This window comes from Mesorhizobium sp. M0991 (assembly GCF_040318915.1).
Taxonomy (GTDB): domain Bacteria; phylum Pseudomonadota; class Alphaproteobacteria; order Rhizobiales; family Rhizobiaceae; genus Mesorhizobium.
In genome coordinates this window covers 1-17,637 of sequence record NZ_JAMYNE010000041.1, presented here as the reverse complement: position 1 = coordinate 17,637, position 17,637 = coordinate 1, and the positions used below count along the sequence as shown (strand labels likewise).

The 17,637-nt window shown below is 61.0% G+C and carries 10 protein-coding genes and 2 pseudogenes; 3 read left to right on the top strand and 9 right to left on the bottom strand.

Annotated elements, in window-relative coordinates; all coding sequences use genetic code 11:
- Positions 1-155 precede the first annotated feature (155 nt).
- The 4 genes and pseudogenes from NKH70_RS31750 to nifH all read right to left on the bottom strand — a co-directional run.
- Positions 156-281: pseudogene (locus tag NKH70_RS31750) on the bottom strand (ferredoxin); the annotation flags it as partial.
- Between the two features lies 1 nt (position 282).
- Complete coding sequence (locus tag NKH70_RS31745) at positions 283-1,572, bottom strand: cytochrome P450 (protein WP_353027170.1); 1,290 nt, start codon at positions 1,570-1,572, stop codon at positions 283-285.
- A 94-nt stretch (positions 1,573-1,666) separates the two neighbouring features.
- Positions 1,667-2,869, bottom strand: a complete 1,203-nt coding sequence (locus NKH70_RS31740; protein ID WP_353027169.1) for a cytochrome P450 — start codon at positions 2,867-2,869, stop codon at positions 1,667-1,669.
- Positions 2,870-3,022: 153 nt separating this feature from the next.
- Positions 3,023-3,215 (bottom strand): annotated as a pseudogene (nifH, locus tag NKH70_RS31735) (nitrogenase reductase); the annotation flags it as partial.
- Between the two features lie 1,326 nt (positions 3,216-4,541).
- Between nifH and NKH70_RS31730 the strand changes: the two are divergent.
- From NKH70_RS31730 to NKH70_RS31720, 3 genes are all read left to right on the top strand, one after another.
- Complete coding sequence (locus NKH70_RS31730; protein ID WP_352466644.1) at positions 4,542-5,075, top strand: peroxiredoxin; 534 nt, start codon at positions 4,542-4,544, stop codon at positions 5,073-5,075.
- 70 nt (positions 5,076-5,145) lie between these two features.
- Complete coding sequence (gene rpoN / locus NKH70_RS31725) at positions 5,146-6,582, top strand: RNA polymerase factor sigma-54 (RefSeq protein ID WP_352591425.1); 1,437 nt, start codon at positions 5,146-5,148, stop codon at positions 6,580-6,582.
- 57 nt (positions 6,583-6,639) lie between these two features.
- Entirely contained in the window at positions 6,640-7,857 is a 1,218-nt protein-coding gene (locus NKH70_RS31720; protein ID WP_352591422.1) for an MFS transporter, read from the top strand.
- Positions 7,858-8,249: 392 nt separating this feature from the next.
- On the opposite strand, the gene NKH70_RS31715 is transcribed toward NKH70_RS31720, so the two are convergent.
- The 5 genes from NKH70_RS31715 to NKH70_RS31695 all read right to left on the bottom strand — a co-directional run bounded on the left by NKH70_RS31715 (position 8,250) and on the right by NKH70_RS31695 (position 17,520).
- The gene (locus tag NKH70_RS31715; RefSeq protein ID WP_352591419.1) at positions 8,250-8,498 is read right to left on the bottom strand and encodes a hypothetical protein; all 249 of its coding nucleotides are present in this window, start codon (positions 8,496-8,498) and stop codon (positions 8,250-8,252) included.
- On the bottom strand, positions 8,486-9,088 hold the full coding sequence (locus tag NKH70_RS31710) for a hypothetical protein (RefSeq protein WP_352491457.1): 603 nt from the start codon (positions 9,086-9,088) through the stop codon (positions 8,486-8,488). The genes NKH70_RS31715 and NKH70_RS31710 overlap by 13 nt, the downstream gene beginning before the upstream one ends.
- 290 nt (positions 9,089-9,378) lie before the next feature.
- Complete coding sequence (locus NKH70_RS31705) at positions 9,379-12,849, bottom strand: ATP-binding protein (protein ID WP_353027168.1); 3,471 nt, start codon at positions 12,847-12,849, stop codon at positions 9,379-9,381.
- Complete coding sequence (locus NKH70_RS31700; RefSeq protein WP_353027167.1) at positions 12,846-14,105, bottom strand: metallophosphoesterase family protein; 1,260 nt, start codon at positions 14,103-14,105, stop codon at positions 12,846-12,848. The genes NKH70_RS31705 and NKH70_RS31700 overlap by 4 nt, the downstream gene beginning before the upstream one ends.
- A gap of 70 nt (positions 14,106-14,175) precedes the next feature.
- Entirely contained in the window at positions 14,176-17,520 is a 3,345-nt protein-coding gene (locus tag NKH70_RS31695) for a DUF3320 domain-containing protein (RefSeq protein ID WP_353027166.1), read from the bottom strand.
- Between the last annotated feature and the right edge of the window lie 117 nt (positions 17,521-17,637).

Genomic DNA, 17,637 nt, shown 5'->3' with positions numbered 1-17,637 from the left:
TTGCATTGGTCTTTCGCGGCATGCCGCTCGGCCTCCGCCGGAGAAGGCGCAGGGTCGGCGCTGGCGCGCTCGTCATCGCCAGCGTCGCTTTCGATGATCCGAATGGCGGCGACCGGGCACTGGCTGGCCGCAAGCCGCACGGCGGCGTGCAGCGCCTGCGGGACCGTCGCCACGCACACTTCTGCCACGCCGTCCGGTTCGCGCTGGCGAAAGGTGCCCGGCAGCGTCAGCACGCACTGCCCGGTAGTACCGCACAGATCCTGATCGACCAGGACGCGCATCTCAGCCCCCCTGCCCATGCAGCCGCACCGGCAGCGCGCGGAACGTCCTAAGGAACGCGGAGGGCTCCCGGGTCGGCTGCTCGGCCAATGCCAGCGTGGGGAAGCGCGCCTGGATCCGCGGCAGGCTCTCGGCCAACTGCACCCGGGCCAGTTGCGCACCAAGGCAGAAGTGGATGCCGTGGCCGAAGGTCAGCATGATCTTCCCGTCGATCGACATGCCAGGACTGGTGCCGTAGAACCGCACGGGATCGAAGCGGTCGGGATCGGCGAAGGCGTCCGGGTCGCGATTGCCGGCCGCGATCAGCACGCGCACGTCCGCGTTCTTCGGGATCACCACGCCGCCCAGTTCGATGTCGCGCTGGGCGATACGCGGAATGGAGCTGAACATGGCGGGCGCGTCGCAGCGCAGGACTTCTTCGACGAACGCCTTCACCCCCACGGCATCTCCCTGCAGCCAGTGCCGCTGTTCAGGATACGCCAGCATCGCCAGGACCGCATGGTCTATGGCCGCAGCAGTGGTGGCGAAGCCGCCCAGCAGCATGCCCCACAGCATGCTGATCAACTCCGCATCCGACAGCATGTCGGCATCGTCGTCGTGTGCGCCGACCAGCATTGACACGATGTCGTGGCGGGAATCGATGCGCTTGCGCTGTATAAGGTCGCCGAAGTAGGCCTGCACCCTGGCGCTGGCCGCGTCCGCCGCGGCGAGCTGGGGATCGCTGGCGTGCGGGCTCAGGCCTTCCAGAATGGCGCTGATGCCGGCGACGAGCCCCAACATGTCTTCCTGGGGCATGCCGAACAGTTCGCCGAAAACCAGCATGGGCAAGGCCAGCGCGAATTCCCGATGCAGGTCCACCGCCTCCCCGCGCTCCAGCGAGGGCGCCATGCCGTCCAGGCGCGCTGCGACGATGCGAGCGATGGTCGGCCTCAGGTTGTCGATCTGGCCCATGGTGAAATCGCGCGAGATCAGCCGGCGCAGACGCGTATGCGTCGGTGGTTCCTTCATCGCTAGCGTGGACGCCAGCAGATTGAGTGACAGGCTGGTCGCCGCACGCGGGAAATAGCGCGCCAGTTCGCCCGGCGCCGGTCCCCGAAAAGCATCGCCCGTGGCCTTGAGCGCCCAGTAGATGTCGGCGTGGCGGCTCAACAGAAAGAGGCCCGAGGCCGCGCGATGCACCGGATCGTGCTCGCGCAACCACCGCATGAACGGATACGGGTCGTGGATGCACGCTGGCGACGCCAGTTCGGCGAAGGCGTCCCGGCATGCTGCCGTGGTTTCTTGCACGTCCATCTTGGTTACCTGTTGGCTGGCTGATCTGACCGGCGCGCGCCAGGCGCGCCGGCAAATTGCGGAGAAGATCGCGATTCCAGGCGGCGTCCGCGCATCACCAGAGCACCGGGAACTCCTCGAACCCGCCAGTGATGATCTCCTTGCGCAACTTCAGTTCTTCGGGCGCCACGGCCAGGCGCAGCGCGGGAAAGCGCTGGAAGATCGAACCGAACACCACCTTGAGTTCCAGCCTGGCCAGCGCCGCGCCGATGCAGTAGTGCGGCCCATGGGAGAACGCCAGGTGCGGGTTTTCGTCGCGTCCGATGTCGAAGATTTCCGGGTCGTCGAAATGGCGCGCATCGAACGACGTCGCCGGCAGGCCGACAAGCACCTTGCTCTCCGCAGGAATATCCACGCCCGCGATGGTCACGTCGGTCCTCGGATAGCGCATGATGCCGTCCCAGCCCGCGCCCGGCGGGTACATGCGCAGGATTTCCTCCACCGCCTTGTCCACCAGGGATGGATCGCCGACCAGGCGTTCGCGCTGTTGCGGATGGCGGAACATGGCCAGCAGGCCGAATTCGATCTGCGCGACGGTGCTCTCGTGCCCCGCCACCAGCATGCCCGTCGCCAGGCCGATCGCCTCTTCCTCGGTCGCCTTGCCCTGGTCGACCGCCGCGAGCAGATCCGTCAGCAGGTTGTCGCCAGGATCCTGGCGCTTGTCCCGCATCTTGCCGCGAATGTAGGCGCGCAGTTCTTCCCAGGCCAAGCGCGACGCGCTGCGCGGGCCGCTTTCATGCTGGTGCGTCATCACCTCGTCGGACAGCCCGGCGAAAAAGGCGTGATCCTCGTAGAGCACGCCCATCAGCGCGCTGATGACCATGGCCGGAAGTGGAAAGGAGAGGTGGCGCCGCAGGTCGGCGGGCTGGGGCTGGGCCGCCAGTGTCTCGAACAACTGTGCGGCGATCACCTCGACTTGCTGCGCGAGCAGCTTCACCCTGCTGTTGCTGAAGGCCGGCGCCACGATCGTGCGTAACCGGGCATGCTCGCCCCCCTCGTGCGAGACCAACCACCCCGGCGATCCGAGAATCACCGAATCCGGGGTGAATGTCGCCGGCGGCATTCCCGAGGGCCGGAACGCCGCGTCGGACAGCACCGCCTTGGCTTCATCGTAGCCTGTCACCCACCAGCCTTCGTGCCCGGACGGGAAGCGCACGCGGTGGATCGGACCGTTGGCGCGTTGCGCCAACATCTCGGGCGAGGGCTCGATGTGATCGACGCGCCACATCGGCAGCGTCGGCAAGGGTTGTTCGGACATGGTGGCACTTGATCTCTAAGCGATGGAAGGGCGGGAGGTGACCGGCAGGCGCTGCGGGCAGCGAATGGCTTAGGAAGGCATGTAGACGACGTCCTCCGCAGCGTAGCCCGATTCGATTATCAAGGTCGGCCAACGTGTAACTGCCTAGGCATACCGCGCGGCGAGATGCAGAACGTTATCCTGCGCCTTCGAGTTGAGGATAAGGCGAGTGTGGCGGGCGTTTGAGTCGCAGCCGGCCATCAAGATTTCCTGCGCAAGGGTCGACAAGGGCGGCGAGCCTGTTTGGTAGGGGGCGGTTTCGCCGAGGCCCCTTCCCATAGAATGCTATCTGATGCGGATTTGACATTTTGCTTTTCTTTCTTCGTTCCATCGATCGCGGTGCCATCCACGAAAGGAAGGTCGGTCGGCAGCTCCCGGCCCGCAACGAAGGAGCTTCAAAACTCGTGCCAATTTGGCCGACCCAGCAGAAGAAGAAAAATTGTGATTGCTTTTCACCGGGTTAGCCTGAGGCCAGACAAGAGCTCGGCGAAATAGGCCGGTGTCGCGGGCCAACAAAGGGGACAGAACAGTGTCGGATAGTACGCCTCGGCGACCTTTCGGTCGGGCTTGCGACATTCTGGTCCAGTTTCGAACATAAGAGGGTTGCAAACAGGACACGCTTGGAGAATTCGATCCTCACGGAATCAGGGCGCTTGCCGAAGAGCGCGTGCTCATGGTTGCTGCCACAGGCGCGTGTTCACGATAGCCGTGCCTCAGCACGCAAGAACACGCTAGCGGCACACGCTACGCAATCGCTGCAGTGCCCGCCGGTGTGAGGTAGTGCATCGGCTCGGCTTCCGGTTCGTCTTTGCCCAGCCGGGGCGGAAGCGCCGAATATCCGCACCATACAGCACCGTTGTTGAGTGTGGTGGCGAGGCGGTTATAGCGCGCGCCCGATCTTGGCGAAGACACGGCCTCCGAGAAAAAGGGGCGGTCCAAAAGCATCTTTATTCGAAATGGCACGCCGCTTGCTGCTCCTGGTTAGAGCCCATCAAATCACGATGAAAGCGACTTGCGCCATGCCCGACACGCGAAGCTTCAGACCGTGGCCTGAGGAGACGGTGCCCGTTCCCGCTGAACATCGGTACATCGTCTCCTGCGGAGGCCTCTGCTCGGTAGCCGCTTCGCGCACGGCTGGTCCGATGCCGGCACGCCAACACATGGCGCTCGCGCAATTGCCGTTTACCGGTTCTGATCAGCATGTGAGTGCCCAAGAGTCCCATCAAAGAGCCACCGAAGCCAGGGTCGGCGGGTCACTGGCAATATCGGCGAAACGCCGAAGCAGCTCAGTAACGCGGGTCTCTTGCGTGAGGCCTCCACACGCTTCCGATACTGGCTACTTCGGGCCCGCTATCACTTTTTCCCGGGCACGAGCGCGAGTGATCGATGCCGATTCCGGCGCCATAGCCGTGGAAAGATTGCCCAAGCGGCTCGACGGCCTCCAGCTCGCTCAGATCGATGGCGTTCGGGTGGCGAAGACCAGCAGCCAAGACGTTCCCCTACATCGGGATGGAAAGAGGAGGTTGCGAGCCGCGAGGGCGTCATTTCATGCCCGGCATACGAGCCTTTGCTCGGTATTGCGCCAGCCTCTGCCAGAATCCGGCGCGCCAGTTTTTTCCTGAGGAGCAAGTTGATGACCGTTCAAAAGAAGGTTCCCTTCGTCACCTTTCTCACGCGTGTTCGCGATGAGTCAGTCCAGGGCCCAAATCCATATCGCTGGGAAGAAAAGACATCTGACGACTACTTTGCCGGCAAGCGCGTCATCCTGTTCTCGCTGCCTGGCGCCTTCACTCCGACCTGCTCGACCTACCAACTGCCCAATTTCGAAGAGCTCTATGATGAGTTTGAGAAGGAGGGAATTGACGCGATTTACTGCGTCTCCGTCAACGATGCCTTCGTCATGAATGCGTGGGGGAAGTCCTTGGGCCTGCAGAAGGTCGAGCTCATCCCCGATGGCTCAGGCGAGTTCACACGCAAGATGGGCATGCTGGTCGCAAAGGACAATCTCGGCTTCGGGATGCGCTCCTGGCGCTACGCCGCCCTGATCAACAATGGCGTGGTGGAGCAGTGGTTCGAGGAGGAAGGTTTCTCCGACAACTGCGAGGCCGACCCCTATGGCGTCTCATCCCCGCAAAACGTTCTCGAAACGCTGAAAGCCGCCGCATGACCTAGAAAACGTCTCACTGGTGCCATTGCCCGCCCCAAGAGGCTCCCTCGACAGGATTATCGCGCTCACCATGCAATCCTCAGCAAGCCTGCTTCAGCGCCAGAAGCAATCCATGGTCGCATCGCCTCAACTCATTGAGTCGATTCGCTTGCTGCAACTGGCGCATACTGAACTGCATCAGTTCGTGGAGCGGGAAATCGAGAAGAACCCGCTCTTGGAATCTGCGTCAAACGATGGCGGGCCTTTTGGCGATGTTTCGAGTTCGGGAGCGGATCAGCCTATCGGCCCACGCGCAAACGCCGTTGACGGACCGACCGGGGGCGGGTCGCCTGAACGGCTCGGGCAATGGAAATCACTTCGCAACACGACCAACAACCCGCCGGGCAATGGCCCTTCCCTCGACGAGTTTGCCACCCTCGCCGAAACATTGCACGACCATGTCGCTCGTCAGATCGCCCTCACTGCGTTCACACCACAGGAGCGGCTGATCGCTGGCCAGCTTGCCGCCGATCTGGAAGACACTGGCTATATTCGGGCAAACCTTTTGGAGCTGGCCGAGAGCCTGAATGTCCGTGAGGCTGTTGTGGAACGGGTTCTCGGAACCTTGCAGCAATTTGATCCACCGGGAGTTTTTGCGCGAAGTCTCAGAGAATGCCTCGAGATCCAGTTGCGCCAGCGTAACCGGCTCGACCCGGCAATGGCAGCTTTGGTTGCCCATCTTGAAATGCTTGCGCGGCGCGATTTTGAGGCACTGAAGCAGCATTGCGGAGTCGATGAAGAAGACCTTCTCGACATGATGCATGAGATTCGGGCGCTCGATCCCAAGCCTGGGAACCGATTCCAATCCGGTGCGTCTGAATCAATCATACCCGACATCTGGGTCACGCCCTCACCGCAAGGGGGGTGGCAGATCGAACTCGATCCCGCCACACTGCCAAAGCTGCTGATCAACCAAAGCTACTATGCCGAAGTCTCGCGTCAAACTGCCCAAAGTGCGAAGGATAAAGCATTTCTCGACGAATGCTTGCAAAACGCGAACTGGCTAATCCGCAGCCTCGATCAGCGCGCCAAGACCATCGTTAAGGTTGCGGCTGAAATCGTGCGTCAGCAGGATGCCTTTTTGGAACATGGCGTCGCCCACCTGCGGCCTCTCAATCTCAGAACCGTCGCTGACGCGATCGGCGTGCACGAGTCGACGGTAAGCCGGGTGACCTCGAACAAGTACATGCTTACCCCGCGCGGCGTCTTTGAACTGAAGTATTTTTTCACCGTCGCGATCGCGTCCTGCCAAGGCGGCGATGCGCACTCCGCCGAAGCTGTCCGCCATCGGATCAAAGCGATAATTGCCGCAGAATCTCCCGGCGACGTGCTTTCCGACGAGGACATCGCTGCCCGGCTGAAGGAAACCGGCATCGATGTTGCGCGCCGCACCGTCACAAAATATCGCGAAGCAATGAACATCCCCTCCTCCGTGCAACGCCGCCGGGAAATGCGCTTGTGTTTTTAAATTTGGGTCAAGGCAGCCAACATCAGGTTGCATTGCATCAAAGTGGAGACTTCGTTCATGACCCAATCCGCGGCAGGCGTTGTGGACGCTGTTCTGCACGACCCAGAAAAGCCCGTCCCACCGTCTGGTCCCGCATGGGGTGCGGTCATTTCGCTTTCCTTGGGCACCTTCGGGCTGGTGACCGCAGAGTTTCTGCCTGTCAGCCTGCTCACGCCCCTCGCGCATGATCTCGGTGTCACCGAGGGTGCGGCTGGACAGGCGATGACGGCGACCGCTATCGTCGGGGCGATCTCGGCGCCGACAGTGGCTATCATCACAAAGCGCCTGGACCGCAGGCTCGTCATGTGGGCGATGACGCTGCTGCTGATCCTGTCGGACGTTCTGGCGGCCGGCGCGTGGTCGTTGGCGGTTCTCCTGACTGCACGCGTCGTGCTCGGCATAGCGCTCGGAGGCTTCTGGTCGATGTCGGCAGCACTGGCGATGCGGCTCGTTCCAAGCCACCTCCTGCCGCGCGCTATGGCGATCATCCTCACCGGCGTTTCCGTGGCTACCGTTTGCGCAGCTCCAATCGGCGCTTATGTCGGCGATATCTGGGGATGGCGAAGTGCCTTCATGCTCGCCGCAGTCGGCGGCGCGGCTACACTGCTGGTGCAACTCATAACCATTCCGAGACTGCCTCCGATTGGAGTGGCTAGCTTCCGCAGCCTGCTGGATGTGGCTAAGATTCCGATGGTCAAGGTCGCGCTTGTGGTCGTCCTGCTTGTCGGTTCCGGCCACTTCGCCGGAATCACTTATATCCGCGCCTTCCTCGAGAAGGTTCCCGCTCTGGACGTCGAAACGATTTCGCTTGTGTTGCTTGCTTTTGGCATCGGGGGATTCTTCGGCAATTTGGCCGGCGGGCTTCTGGCCGAGTACAGTCTCAAGGCAGTCGCGGCCCTTGCACCGCTGCTCATAGCGATAGCCGCTGTTTCGCTGCTGATGGCGGGAGCATCGGCCTTCGCCTCGGCGATTGCGGTTGCCGGGTGGGGCTTTGCCTTCGGCGCCGTGCCGGTGGGATTACAGACGTGGATGGTGCGGCGGGCCGTTCCCGAGCAGGCCGAAAGCGCCGGTGTGCTGATGGTCGTAGCATTCCAAGTGGCAATCGCAGCCGGCGCGATTTTCGGCGGAGTATTGGTGGACAATGCCGGGATTACCAGTGCCATTGCCTACAGTGCTGTTGCCACGTTCGCCGCCGCCCTGACAGTGTTCCTGCTCGGCCCGAAGCGCGAAACCTAGACCGCCTGACAGAAGAGGCCTCAGCAGCGCAAGCGGCACGAGAGATGCGATGCACGGCGCGGTCCTCCGCACGACTACTCATGGACCAGCGCAAGCGCCTCGCCGATTGGCCGCACTGAGCTGGCGCAAAACATCGATGTCGTACGTACGCGATACGATCTCTCCCAAGCAGGTTCGCGGAGGAAAACGAGTTCGTCACAGCTCTGCGCGCCGGCGAGTAAGGACTGATTGCACGATTGCGAAGCATGAGGGACCATTACTACCGACTTGAGCATCGTTTGGAGGACTGCGATATCCCCACATGAGAGATTGGGTTCGGCACCGAAAGCAGCAATGCCGATCCATCGCGACCCTGAGCTTTAGCCTCCGGACGTTCGGCGCTTGCTTGCCAATCAACCAGCGCCGTCGGGCCAGCGGATCTCGAATCCGCCGGTTCCAATGGGCCAGGCCAGGCCAAAGCCGCTGTCAAACGCCAGACTTAGATCGTTCTTTCTCGTCACCTTCGCACCGACGAGAATTACCTGTCGGCCAGTCCACCGCTGATGCTGGCGGTAGTCGAGCAACTGGCCGGTCGCGGCGCGAATCGCGAAGCGCATCGTAGCCGCATCAGCAGGCTTGATCTCGACCATCACTTCCGGCATTGCGTCAACCGCAACCGAAGGTCGTCGCGAAAACAAGCGGGAAAATCAATCCGCGGATATCGCTCGCTGAGAAACGCTACGAACTGTTTGTGCAGACTGTCATGCTGAGGATGGACATTGATCTCGTACTTCCGCACATACCGTTTGTAGACGTCGGACGCTGCCGCTCCAGCCGGTCGGCCACGACCTCCATCATGATCGGGCGATGCCCCGACGGGAGCGACTGGCTCGCCTTCGATAAATGCCTTTACTCTCTTGACGAATGCTCTGGCGGATCGATCTGTCGTATCGTTCGCATACCACCAGCTTGCCTGGCCACTCCACCCTTTGCCACGGTGCCTATCCTCCGGGGGCAGCACGAATGCATTTTCGGCGAGTGTCCTAGCCCTGAACGACCTGATCTTATCCTTGTAATGCTGGGCGGAAGGGTTACGCCCCTTGAAGTGCTGGCGGTGGCGATACAGTCGCGCACCGCGATACCACCCGACCACCACGCGCGGATCTTTGCCTTCCTCCGGAGCCGTCCAAACGATGTCGATCCCGTCGACAAATTCGTCGTGCTTGCCTGAACCCAGATTCTGGATGCGCACCTGCCGATCCAATTCGCCCTTAATCGTCTCGAAGAGCCGTAAACGTACCCGTCATCGGCTGCAACAAAGTTGCATTCTTCCGCGCAATAACCCTGCTTTCTCGGAAATGCCCCGCCACCGAGAGGCGGGTCATCCGCGCTCCGCCCGGCGTAGTCGTTCATCCACGCAACATTGCAGAACAAAATAGGCATTTCTCAACCTCTATGGGACGTCATGACGGATTCGATCGAAAGTTCCTATGTCAGACGAGTTGGTTAGTTGAACCGTTTTGAGGCGAATTCTAATCGAGCCTAATCCAGCTGGTGAATGGTAGATTGTGGCACAACAGCCTTGGCGATTTCACATAGGTGCTTGTGGTGCGTGAGATAGATGACCTGACCTGTGTTCGCCATCTCCCCAAACAATCTGAAAACCTCCTCCGAGCGAATATGGTCAAAGGTTTCCATGATGTCGTCGGCGATGAAGGGAACCGAGGGCCGGAATTGCGCGAACTCGTAATAACCGGCGAGCCTCAGTGCCAGGTAGAGCTGAAAGCGCGCGCCCTTCGAAAGCGCGTCAGCGAGCTTGGATTGCCCGTCGCGCTGCACCGCGATGAGAACCTCCCCGCCTTTCACGGGCTGGGTTGTAAGGCCTGAATACTGCCCACGGGTCATTAGCTTGAATGCGTCTGATGCACGCGCCATCATCCCCGAACGGTGGTTCTCACGGTAGATCCGCAAAGCATTTCCAGCCGACATGATGCCGAGCTTCAGCTCGATGTAACGAACGGCCTTCTCCTCGATTTCCAACAGGGTTGTGCGCCGTTCGGCATCCAGGTGTGCAACCGCGCTGTCGCCGCCGATGGCGTCCAGCTTATCGGCCGCGCGTGTCTGCCGGATCAGCTGTTGCTGGATCATCTCATCGAACTGGCGAAGCCGCTGCTCGCCCTCAGCCTTCTCGACCGTGAGGCTGTCGAAATCGATCGCGTCCAGGATCGAGCGTGCCTCCTCGAATCCGTCGACTGCAAGTTCCGCCACTACCCGTTCCTCAAGGTCAGCGACGGCAGCGCGCAATCCATCCCGCTCGCGCAGCAGCTCATCGCGTTCGACTACCTCGGACAAAGTGGCGACGCAAAAAACGCCCAGCACTTCGTTCTTGCGGCGTTCGTGCGCCGAAATCTCATTGTCGAGGATGTCGCGCGCCTCCTTCAGGCGCTTCAGGTCGTGGCCGAGGCTTGCCTTCGTTTCGCGTGTCCGCTCGGCGCGCTCCAGGCGCTCGGCAAGGCGGATGGCCAACTGCTCCGGCTCGCCATCCTCCGTCGGCTCGTCGGCTTCAACCGCTACGGCGATGACCTCGACCAGAAAATTAGCCCTGTCGGCCGCCATCTTGTCGATACGCAGCTGCAGATCGTCCCGTTCCTGCAGGCTTCTTGACAGTTCGGCCAATTGATCGAGCACAGTGCCGACGCCGGATGCTGAGAGCCCGCTTTCGAGCCAAGTTCCCTTGAGTGCTTCGACAATGCCGGCCAGCCATTCCTCCTCGCGACGCTCCGCCACGCCTACGGCAACCCGTCGGGCCGCTAGATCCTCTTCCTTGGAGCCCACCATTCTGAGCGCCTCGGCATACTCTGCGTCCACCTTGCGCTGCCGATCCAGAAACAGCTCAGCGATGGCCATGATTGCTTCGAGGGTGTCGCCGGGCTCTGATACTATGCCGACGCTTTCCAGCGCTGCTCTCATTTCCAAGCGTATCTGCTCGCCGGCGTCAGCGGCTCGCTCCGCCTTCCTGCGGAGAAGTTCGATCTGCTCCCAGGCAGCGAGCGCATCGCTGCGCGCCTCGATCTGATCCTCGATCCTTTCGATCAGGCGCTCAGACGAAGGTTCCACGGCGTCTCCGAGCAGGTCTCTGGCGGCCGCGCGGATTTCCAACAATTGGGTATCCACATCCTTGCCGAGCTGTGTGCGTTGGATGCCGTTGCGTGACAGGTTGGCCGCGACCTCGGCCAGTTCGCGAGTCGTTGCCCGGATCTCGGCAAGATCCGCCGCGCCGGCCAGCCGGCCCGCGCTGGCAATGTCATCGCGCGCCAGTGCCACGGCGAAATCGTCAGCGGTGTCACCGGTCAGCGCTGCGCGGTGCGTTGCCCACGCATCATCGCGGACACGGCGGATCGCGGCAGCCCCATCATCGTCGACAACGTCGACCGAGGGACGAAGGGCATCCAATCCAGCCTTGAGCATGGCATGGTTGCCCTCGTATTCGGCGAGGCGTTCGGCAAGTACGGCGGTGTTTCTTGCCAGTTCTGACGCTACTGTCTTCCAGGCGGCAATGTGCCCGGCGCTCGGAACCGCGACGTTGGCGAGAGCAAGGGCATCTCCTCTCCATGGACGCAAGCGCGTGAGCGACACCTCCCATCGAATTGTTCCCGCATCTTCTGCCTCGCGAGCCGTCCTGATCTCCGCCAGGTGTCCGCTTGCTCGCGCTTTCGACAAAGCCGAGCCCAGCCTTGCCCTGGCAGGTTCGGGCACTGCCCTTTCCTCGCCGACCCGCTGCCTTGCCGCCTGCAGCGCATCGAGTGCTGCCGCCGCCTCGTCGCGGGCGGCGCGCACCCCGGTAGCAATCCCGGACCTCTGCTCGACCATAGCGCGAACGACGCCAACGGTGACGGCAGGCAGAAGCAGCGCGGCAGGATCCGGCTCGGAAGATCGACCCAAGGCGGCTAGGCAGCTTGCCACGGTGTTGTTGAGGATTTGCAGCCCCATCCTGCGAGTGGGCAAGTCAAAGCCAGCCGCGGTATGGCGCACTTTGCTCTCCGCAAGCCCGCGGATTCGTTCGGAAATCGACAGGATCGATTCATCCTCATCGACCGCAGTGACTTTTGCCGCCAAGCGCTGGACCTCGTCGATGTTTGCGGACAGCCGCGTTCTGAGGCTGGCATCGTCATCGATGAGTCCGGTGACACTACCCGTCCACGTGCGAGCTGGGGAGGCGATGTCCGGCAGCTCATTCAGCCGGGCAATCTTGCGCCGGATATCCGCCCGCATCGGCGCAGCACGCACGTAACGAGCAATGGTATCCAGCCTGGCCACCAGCACCGCTCGGTCACTGATGGTCCGGTCGTATTGCTGCGCTGCATCGAGACGTTCGGCCTCCAGGCCCTCGTAGGTTGATGCAAGGGTATCGATCGCATCCCTGCGCGACTTCACGTCAACAAGGCGCTTCTTCAGGAGCGCCAGTTCGGTGCCATGCGCCTGCTTCCGATACAGAGCGTCTGCTTCGGCCTCGAGGGTGTTCAACGTATCACTTGCGTTCCCAAGACCGGCGCTTGCCGTGAAGAGGAGCTTGCCGAGGTCGCCCCGCGACTCCAGAATCGACTTCCCGCCCGCTTCCAGCGTCTCGTCATCGAGTGAGAACATCGTCGTGTAAGCGTCACGCGACAGTCCGGCGAGATGCGCCGTGATCGCCACGTCGCTCACCGGTTGGCCCGTCGCGTTCAATAGCGAATTAGTACGCTGTTTCGTACGCGTGAACGTGTGCTGGGAGCCGGCCAGTTCCAGCACGCCGCCAATGCGCATGGCGCTGTACTCGTGCAGGAAGTTGTAGCGGCTCCGTTCCTCGATGCCGAACAGCAAGTCTAAGTAGGCGGAAAGCGCGGTCGATTTGCCGGCCTCATTCAGGCCGAACGCGATATGCAGGTCAGGTCCGGATTCCGGTTTGGGTCCGAAGTCGATCGTACTATTGGTGAACTTTCCATAGCGAATGAGGTCAAGTCGCCGCAACCTCATGACGATCCACCGGACTTAAGGCGGGCAGTGACCAAGTCCGCACCCTTGGAAAGCACCTGATCGAGGAACTGCTCCAGCCCGGCTTCGTCCTTCCCAGCAAAATCCCGTCCGTCAGCCGGAAGGTCGGCGACCATCTTTTGGACGAACGCCCTCGCCTCAGCGCGGAAGGCCTCCGAGGTGGCATCGGCACGCATTGATTGCCCGAGTTCGAAAATCGGATCAGCAATATCCTCGGCGGTCTCCGTCCGAGGCGGCGCGAGGTCAAGCTCGAGCTTCTCCACCCACGTATGGCCCAGCTGTTCCGCAGCCTGTTCGGCTTCGGCAAGAAGGAGGTCCCTGTCGCGGATCAGCGCCCATAACAATGGTGACGTCCCTCTCAGGCCAACGCGGGCCACAGCATGACGCGATCGGACGGTGGCCCGCATCTCTTCGAGCGCGAAACGAATACGCGCGACGGCCTCGGGCCACTCCACCGCCCCGGTAAGGTCGACGCTCACCCGTTCGAACTGCGCAACGCTGGTCAGCCGTTCCTCGATCTCCACCGAACGGTCGTCGCGCACCGTCACCAGGGTGACTGATTTCTCACCCGCCTCGGTAATATCCCTCCCCTGAGGTATTCCCGGCATCACCACGGTGCTTGCGCCGGAATAGACTTGACGAACATGAATGTGGCCGAGGGCCCAATAGTCGAAACCGTGGGCGTGCAGGTCAGCGATGCTGCAGGGCGCGTAAACGTCGTGACCGGGCGATCCAGCCAGACTGGTATGCATGATGCCTATGTTGACGGCCCCTTCACGAGCAGCCGGATATTTGGTCAGCAGGCTGTCCGGGGCCTTTGGGTTCGCAAAGCTCAAACCGTGGAAAACGATGTCCAGACCGCCGGCTGTCTGCAATACCGACTGAGCACGACCGCCGAAGATGGTAACGGTGTCGGGAAACACCAGCTGTTTGGAAATCCGCGACAAGGCGTCATGATTGCCGCGGATCTTGAAAACCCTGATGCCGGTCTGGTGCAGGCGTGTCATTTGCGATGCCAGAAACCGCGCAGTTTTCATCGAGGTCTGCTCGCCATCGTATAGGTCGCCAGCAATGACCAACGCGTCGACTCGTTCCTCAAGGCAGAGATCCACTATCGAAACGAATGCCTGGCGGCTGGCGTCGCCCACGAGCCCGGCAAGATCGGGATTTCGCATCGCCAGCGAACGAAGCGGCGAGTCGAGATGAATATCGGCCGTGTGTACGAATCGAAATGCCATTCGGCCTCCGCCAGGGAAAGAGGTGTTCTGAGCTCGACTGAAATTGCAGCGAGGTCGCTGCAACGCCCCATTACACTTCGGCTAATTTCTCGCTCGTGCAGTCGCCGACCACCAACAAGCCGTCTTGGGACCGTAACAATCCCTTGGCAACTGAATCGGCGACCGCGGCCGAAATTAGCTGCTTCAATTGTGCGCTTGTGGCTTTGAAGCCCAGCATCCTCGCAACGCCTGTGGCAATTTCTTCCTCTGTCGCACCGAGATTGGATTTCACGACTTCCATAGCGCCTTGGGCGACCTCGTCCTGCGCAATCATTTCGGGCTTACGCAATCCAGGGGACACGACCGCACTGCGTTCTCTAAGACGAACAGGAGCACCCGGCTTGAAGCAGAAGTTGCCTCGACGGGCTACTGCACCACCTCTCTGTGCTATGCCTACACCTCGCTCGATTGCATCCTGAATCCTGCCACCGGCCCGCTGCAGACCCCACGCGTCCCGAATACGCGAAACTATTTCGTCGACATGGATTGGTGTTTCTGTAGCCACGACCTGCTCGACCAGCCCGGCCATGATTCCGCTGGGCGTCTCGTGGAGTTCGAACGATCCCGGTCGCCTTAGCTGAGTCTCTTCGTAGGCTCGATTGGGAGTCTCGGATCCGTTTGTGCTCTCGAGACCGATTTCCGTCACGTTGCCCCGGTCGACCATAACAACCTGAACGGCTACAGCACGATTTCTCTGAACCCCCAATTCGGCCCGCTCATCGAGTTCCTTTCTGGCAGCCTCAATCGCTAGTATGGTTCGCTCCAGCTGCTCATGAGGTCGTTGGAACCAGTCAGCGCTCCAGATCCGATGAATAATCCAACCATGATCCTCAAGGACGGATTGCCGTAGCCGGTCTCGATCTCTGGCCGAGCGCGACGAATGATATTCTGCACCATCGCATTCGATGCCGAGTATATACCGGCCTGGCCTCTCTGGATCCGCAACCGCGAGGTCGATGAAGAAACCGGCAATGCCCACCTGAGCATGAACCTGATAACCTTTTTCGATCAGCGCGTTGGCTACCTGTTCTTCAAAGATCGAATCCATTTCGCGAACCGTGGCCTGGGCAAGCGAAATTCGCCCTGTTCTCGCGTAGTGCAAGAAGAGCTTGAAGGCGAAGATGCCTTTCCCTTTGCCACGCTCCAGGTCGATGTCTTCGTCTGTGATGGACGCGAATACTTCGCAGCTGCGCTTGGCTCGGCTTATGAGGACGTTGAGCCGACGCTCGCCGCCTTCCGCACCAAGAGGGCCGAAACGCATGGCCATGTATCCCTGCGCATTCTTGGCATACCCCACCGAGATCATGATCACGTCGCGCTCATCGCCTTGAACATTCTCAAGGTTCTTGACAAAGAATGGCTCGCTGGGATGCGCGTGAAAGAACTCCTCCGTATCGGGATTTAGTCGCCGCAGCGCTTCGAGTTCATCCTGGATCGCGCGGCGTTGGCTAACCGAAAATGTTGCAACGCCTAGAGTCTCTTGCGGGTTCACCTTCGCATGACGGATGATCGCTTCGGCTACTGCTCTCGCCTCTACCGGATTGGCTCCTGTGCCACCGGAATCGAAGACCCCCTCCGGCACATGATGAAACCGCAACCCCATGCCTGCCTCTTGGGTATAGGGGCTTGGCACGATGAAAAGCCGGTTCTCGTAGAACTGGCTGTTCGATACGGCGATCAGAGATTGGTGACGGCTACGGTAGTGCCAGCGGAGCATACGCTGCGGCAAGCCGCGGGCCGTGAACAGGCCGAGGATGCTTTCGATGTCGGCGACCTGCGCGCCCTCACCCTCGTCATCTTCAGACTGCGAGCCTGTCATCTTCGCGAAGAATGTCGTGGGTGGCAGTTGGCGTTCGTCGCCAACAACGACCACCTGATTGGCCCTGGCGATCGAGCCAAGCGCGTCCACAGGCTGTATCTGAGACGCCTCGTCCATCACAAGCAGATCGAAGGACATCCTGCCGGGCGACAGGAATTGGGCCACCGAAAGCGGGCTCATCATGAACACTGGCTTGAGTGCCTGGATGGCAGGCCCTGCCTTCTGCATCAACTGCCGGATAGGCATGTGGCCCCGTCTGCGCGCCATCTCAGAACGAAGCAGTCCGACTGGTCCAGCTCCGCCGTCTCTTGAGGGAATTTTTCGGTGATGAGCCGTCACAACTTCAATGGCACCGGCCTTGATCCTCTGTCGGTCCAGATCCGCGAAGTCACGTACAGCCCTGGAATGCAGTTCCCCGTCGAACCTTGCCAGCTCCGGCTCATCGGTCGCCATCGCTAGAAACATTCGTTCGTAGTAGGCCATATCGAAGACTGATCGCGCCGATCCTGTTGTAATCTGGCCGTCGGCTAGGCCGTCTATCAACTGTCCCAGTCCAGCCTTTCGGGCCGTTTCGGATCGCTCTTCATAGGCAACCCATTTCGAGAGCTGTTCCTGATGATCGAGCCACCCCGCCAGTCGAGAAACAACCTCGACTATCGCGACGTCTGGAAAATCGTCTACTCCAAACAAGGAGGGAGCATCGGCTTTCAAATCCCCTGCAAGCGCCTTCAATTCCCGCGCTGCCGCTTGGGCCGCTTCACGCGCTGAACGCGCCAAGTTTGCGATCTCTTTTCTTTCAGGCAACCGCGCAGCCAAATGCCGGATTGAGCCATTTTCTCTCAGCCAAAGTTCGGCTTGCGCGAGAGCGGCCCAATCGGATCCTCGACCGAGCCACGACGAGCCGAATGCGAACTTGCCAAGGCTTTCCCCGTCGTCGATCTCTTGAGCAAGCGCTTGTAGTCTGCCTAGTCGGCGCAGTATCTCCACCCGCTCACTGATCAGATCTGGAACGTCAGTCAGAACCTGTCGTGACGCGTCATCGGCTTGAGCTACAGTGCTTGCCTTCGCTTCCATCAGTTGCAGCGAGGCCCGCTCGGCGGAAGCCACGTCACCTAGCATGGATGACGCAAGGTGGCCTAAATCGTTCCAGAACCCCTCGATAATCGGCTGACCGATGTCGATCACCTTACGAACTCGGACCGCACGCGCGCCCGCTTCAGAGCGCTCCGCCATCCGCCCGGCTATAATTCGCGGTTCCGAGCCAAGTCCCCTCAGCGTGCGCATCCACTCCACTAAGGCCTGGAGTGGTGCCGAAGACGATCTCTCCCCGCGCCAATCGGCTCCGAAGGCGGAACGGCCAAAGGCGTCGCCTTCGCGCACTTTTGCTGCGGCCGCCTGGCCCTTCATCAGAATGTCGAGGAGACCCATTATCTCCGCCGCAGGCGCGCTAGGGGCTACCAAAATAGTCCGCACAAGTGCAGTGGCGCGACGGTAGTCGCCATTCAATGCTTTCAATATTCCCGTGTGCGTGGCGAGCGCTTGCCGCGCCGCGGCCACGTTGGTACTCCACGCGGCATCAACAACCTTGCTGACGTGCTCCCCTGAAATGTCCTCGGTTTGAGGTTAGCCTGTTCCTCGGATGAGGAGACAGGCAATGAAGCGATCGAGATTTTC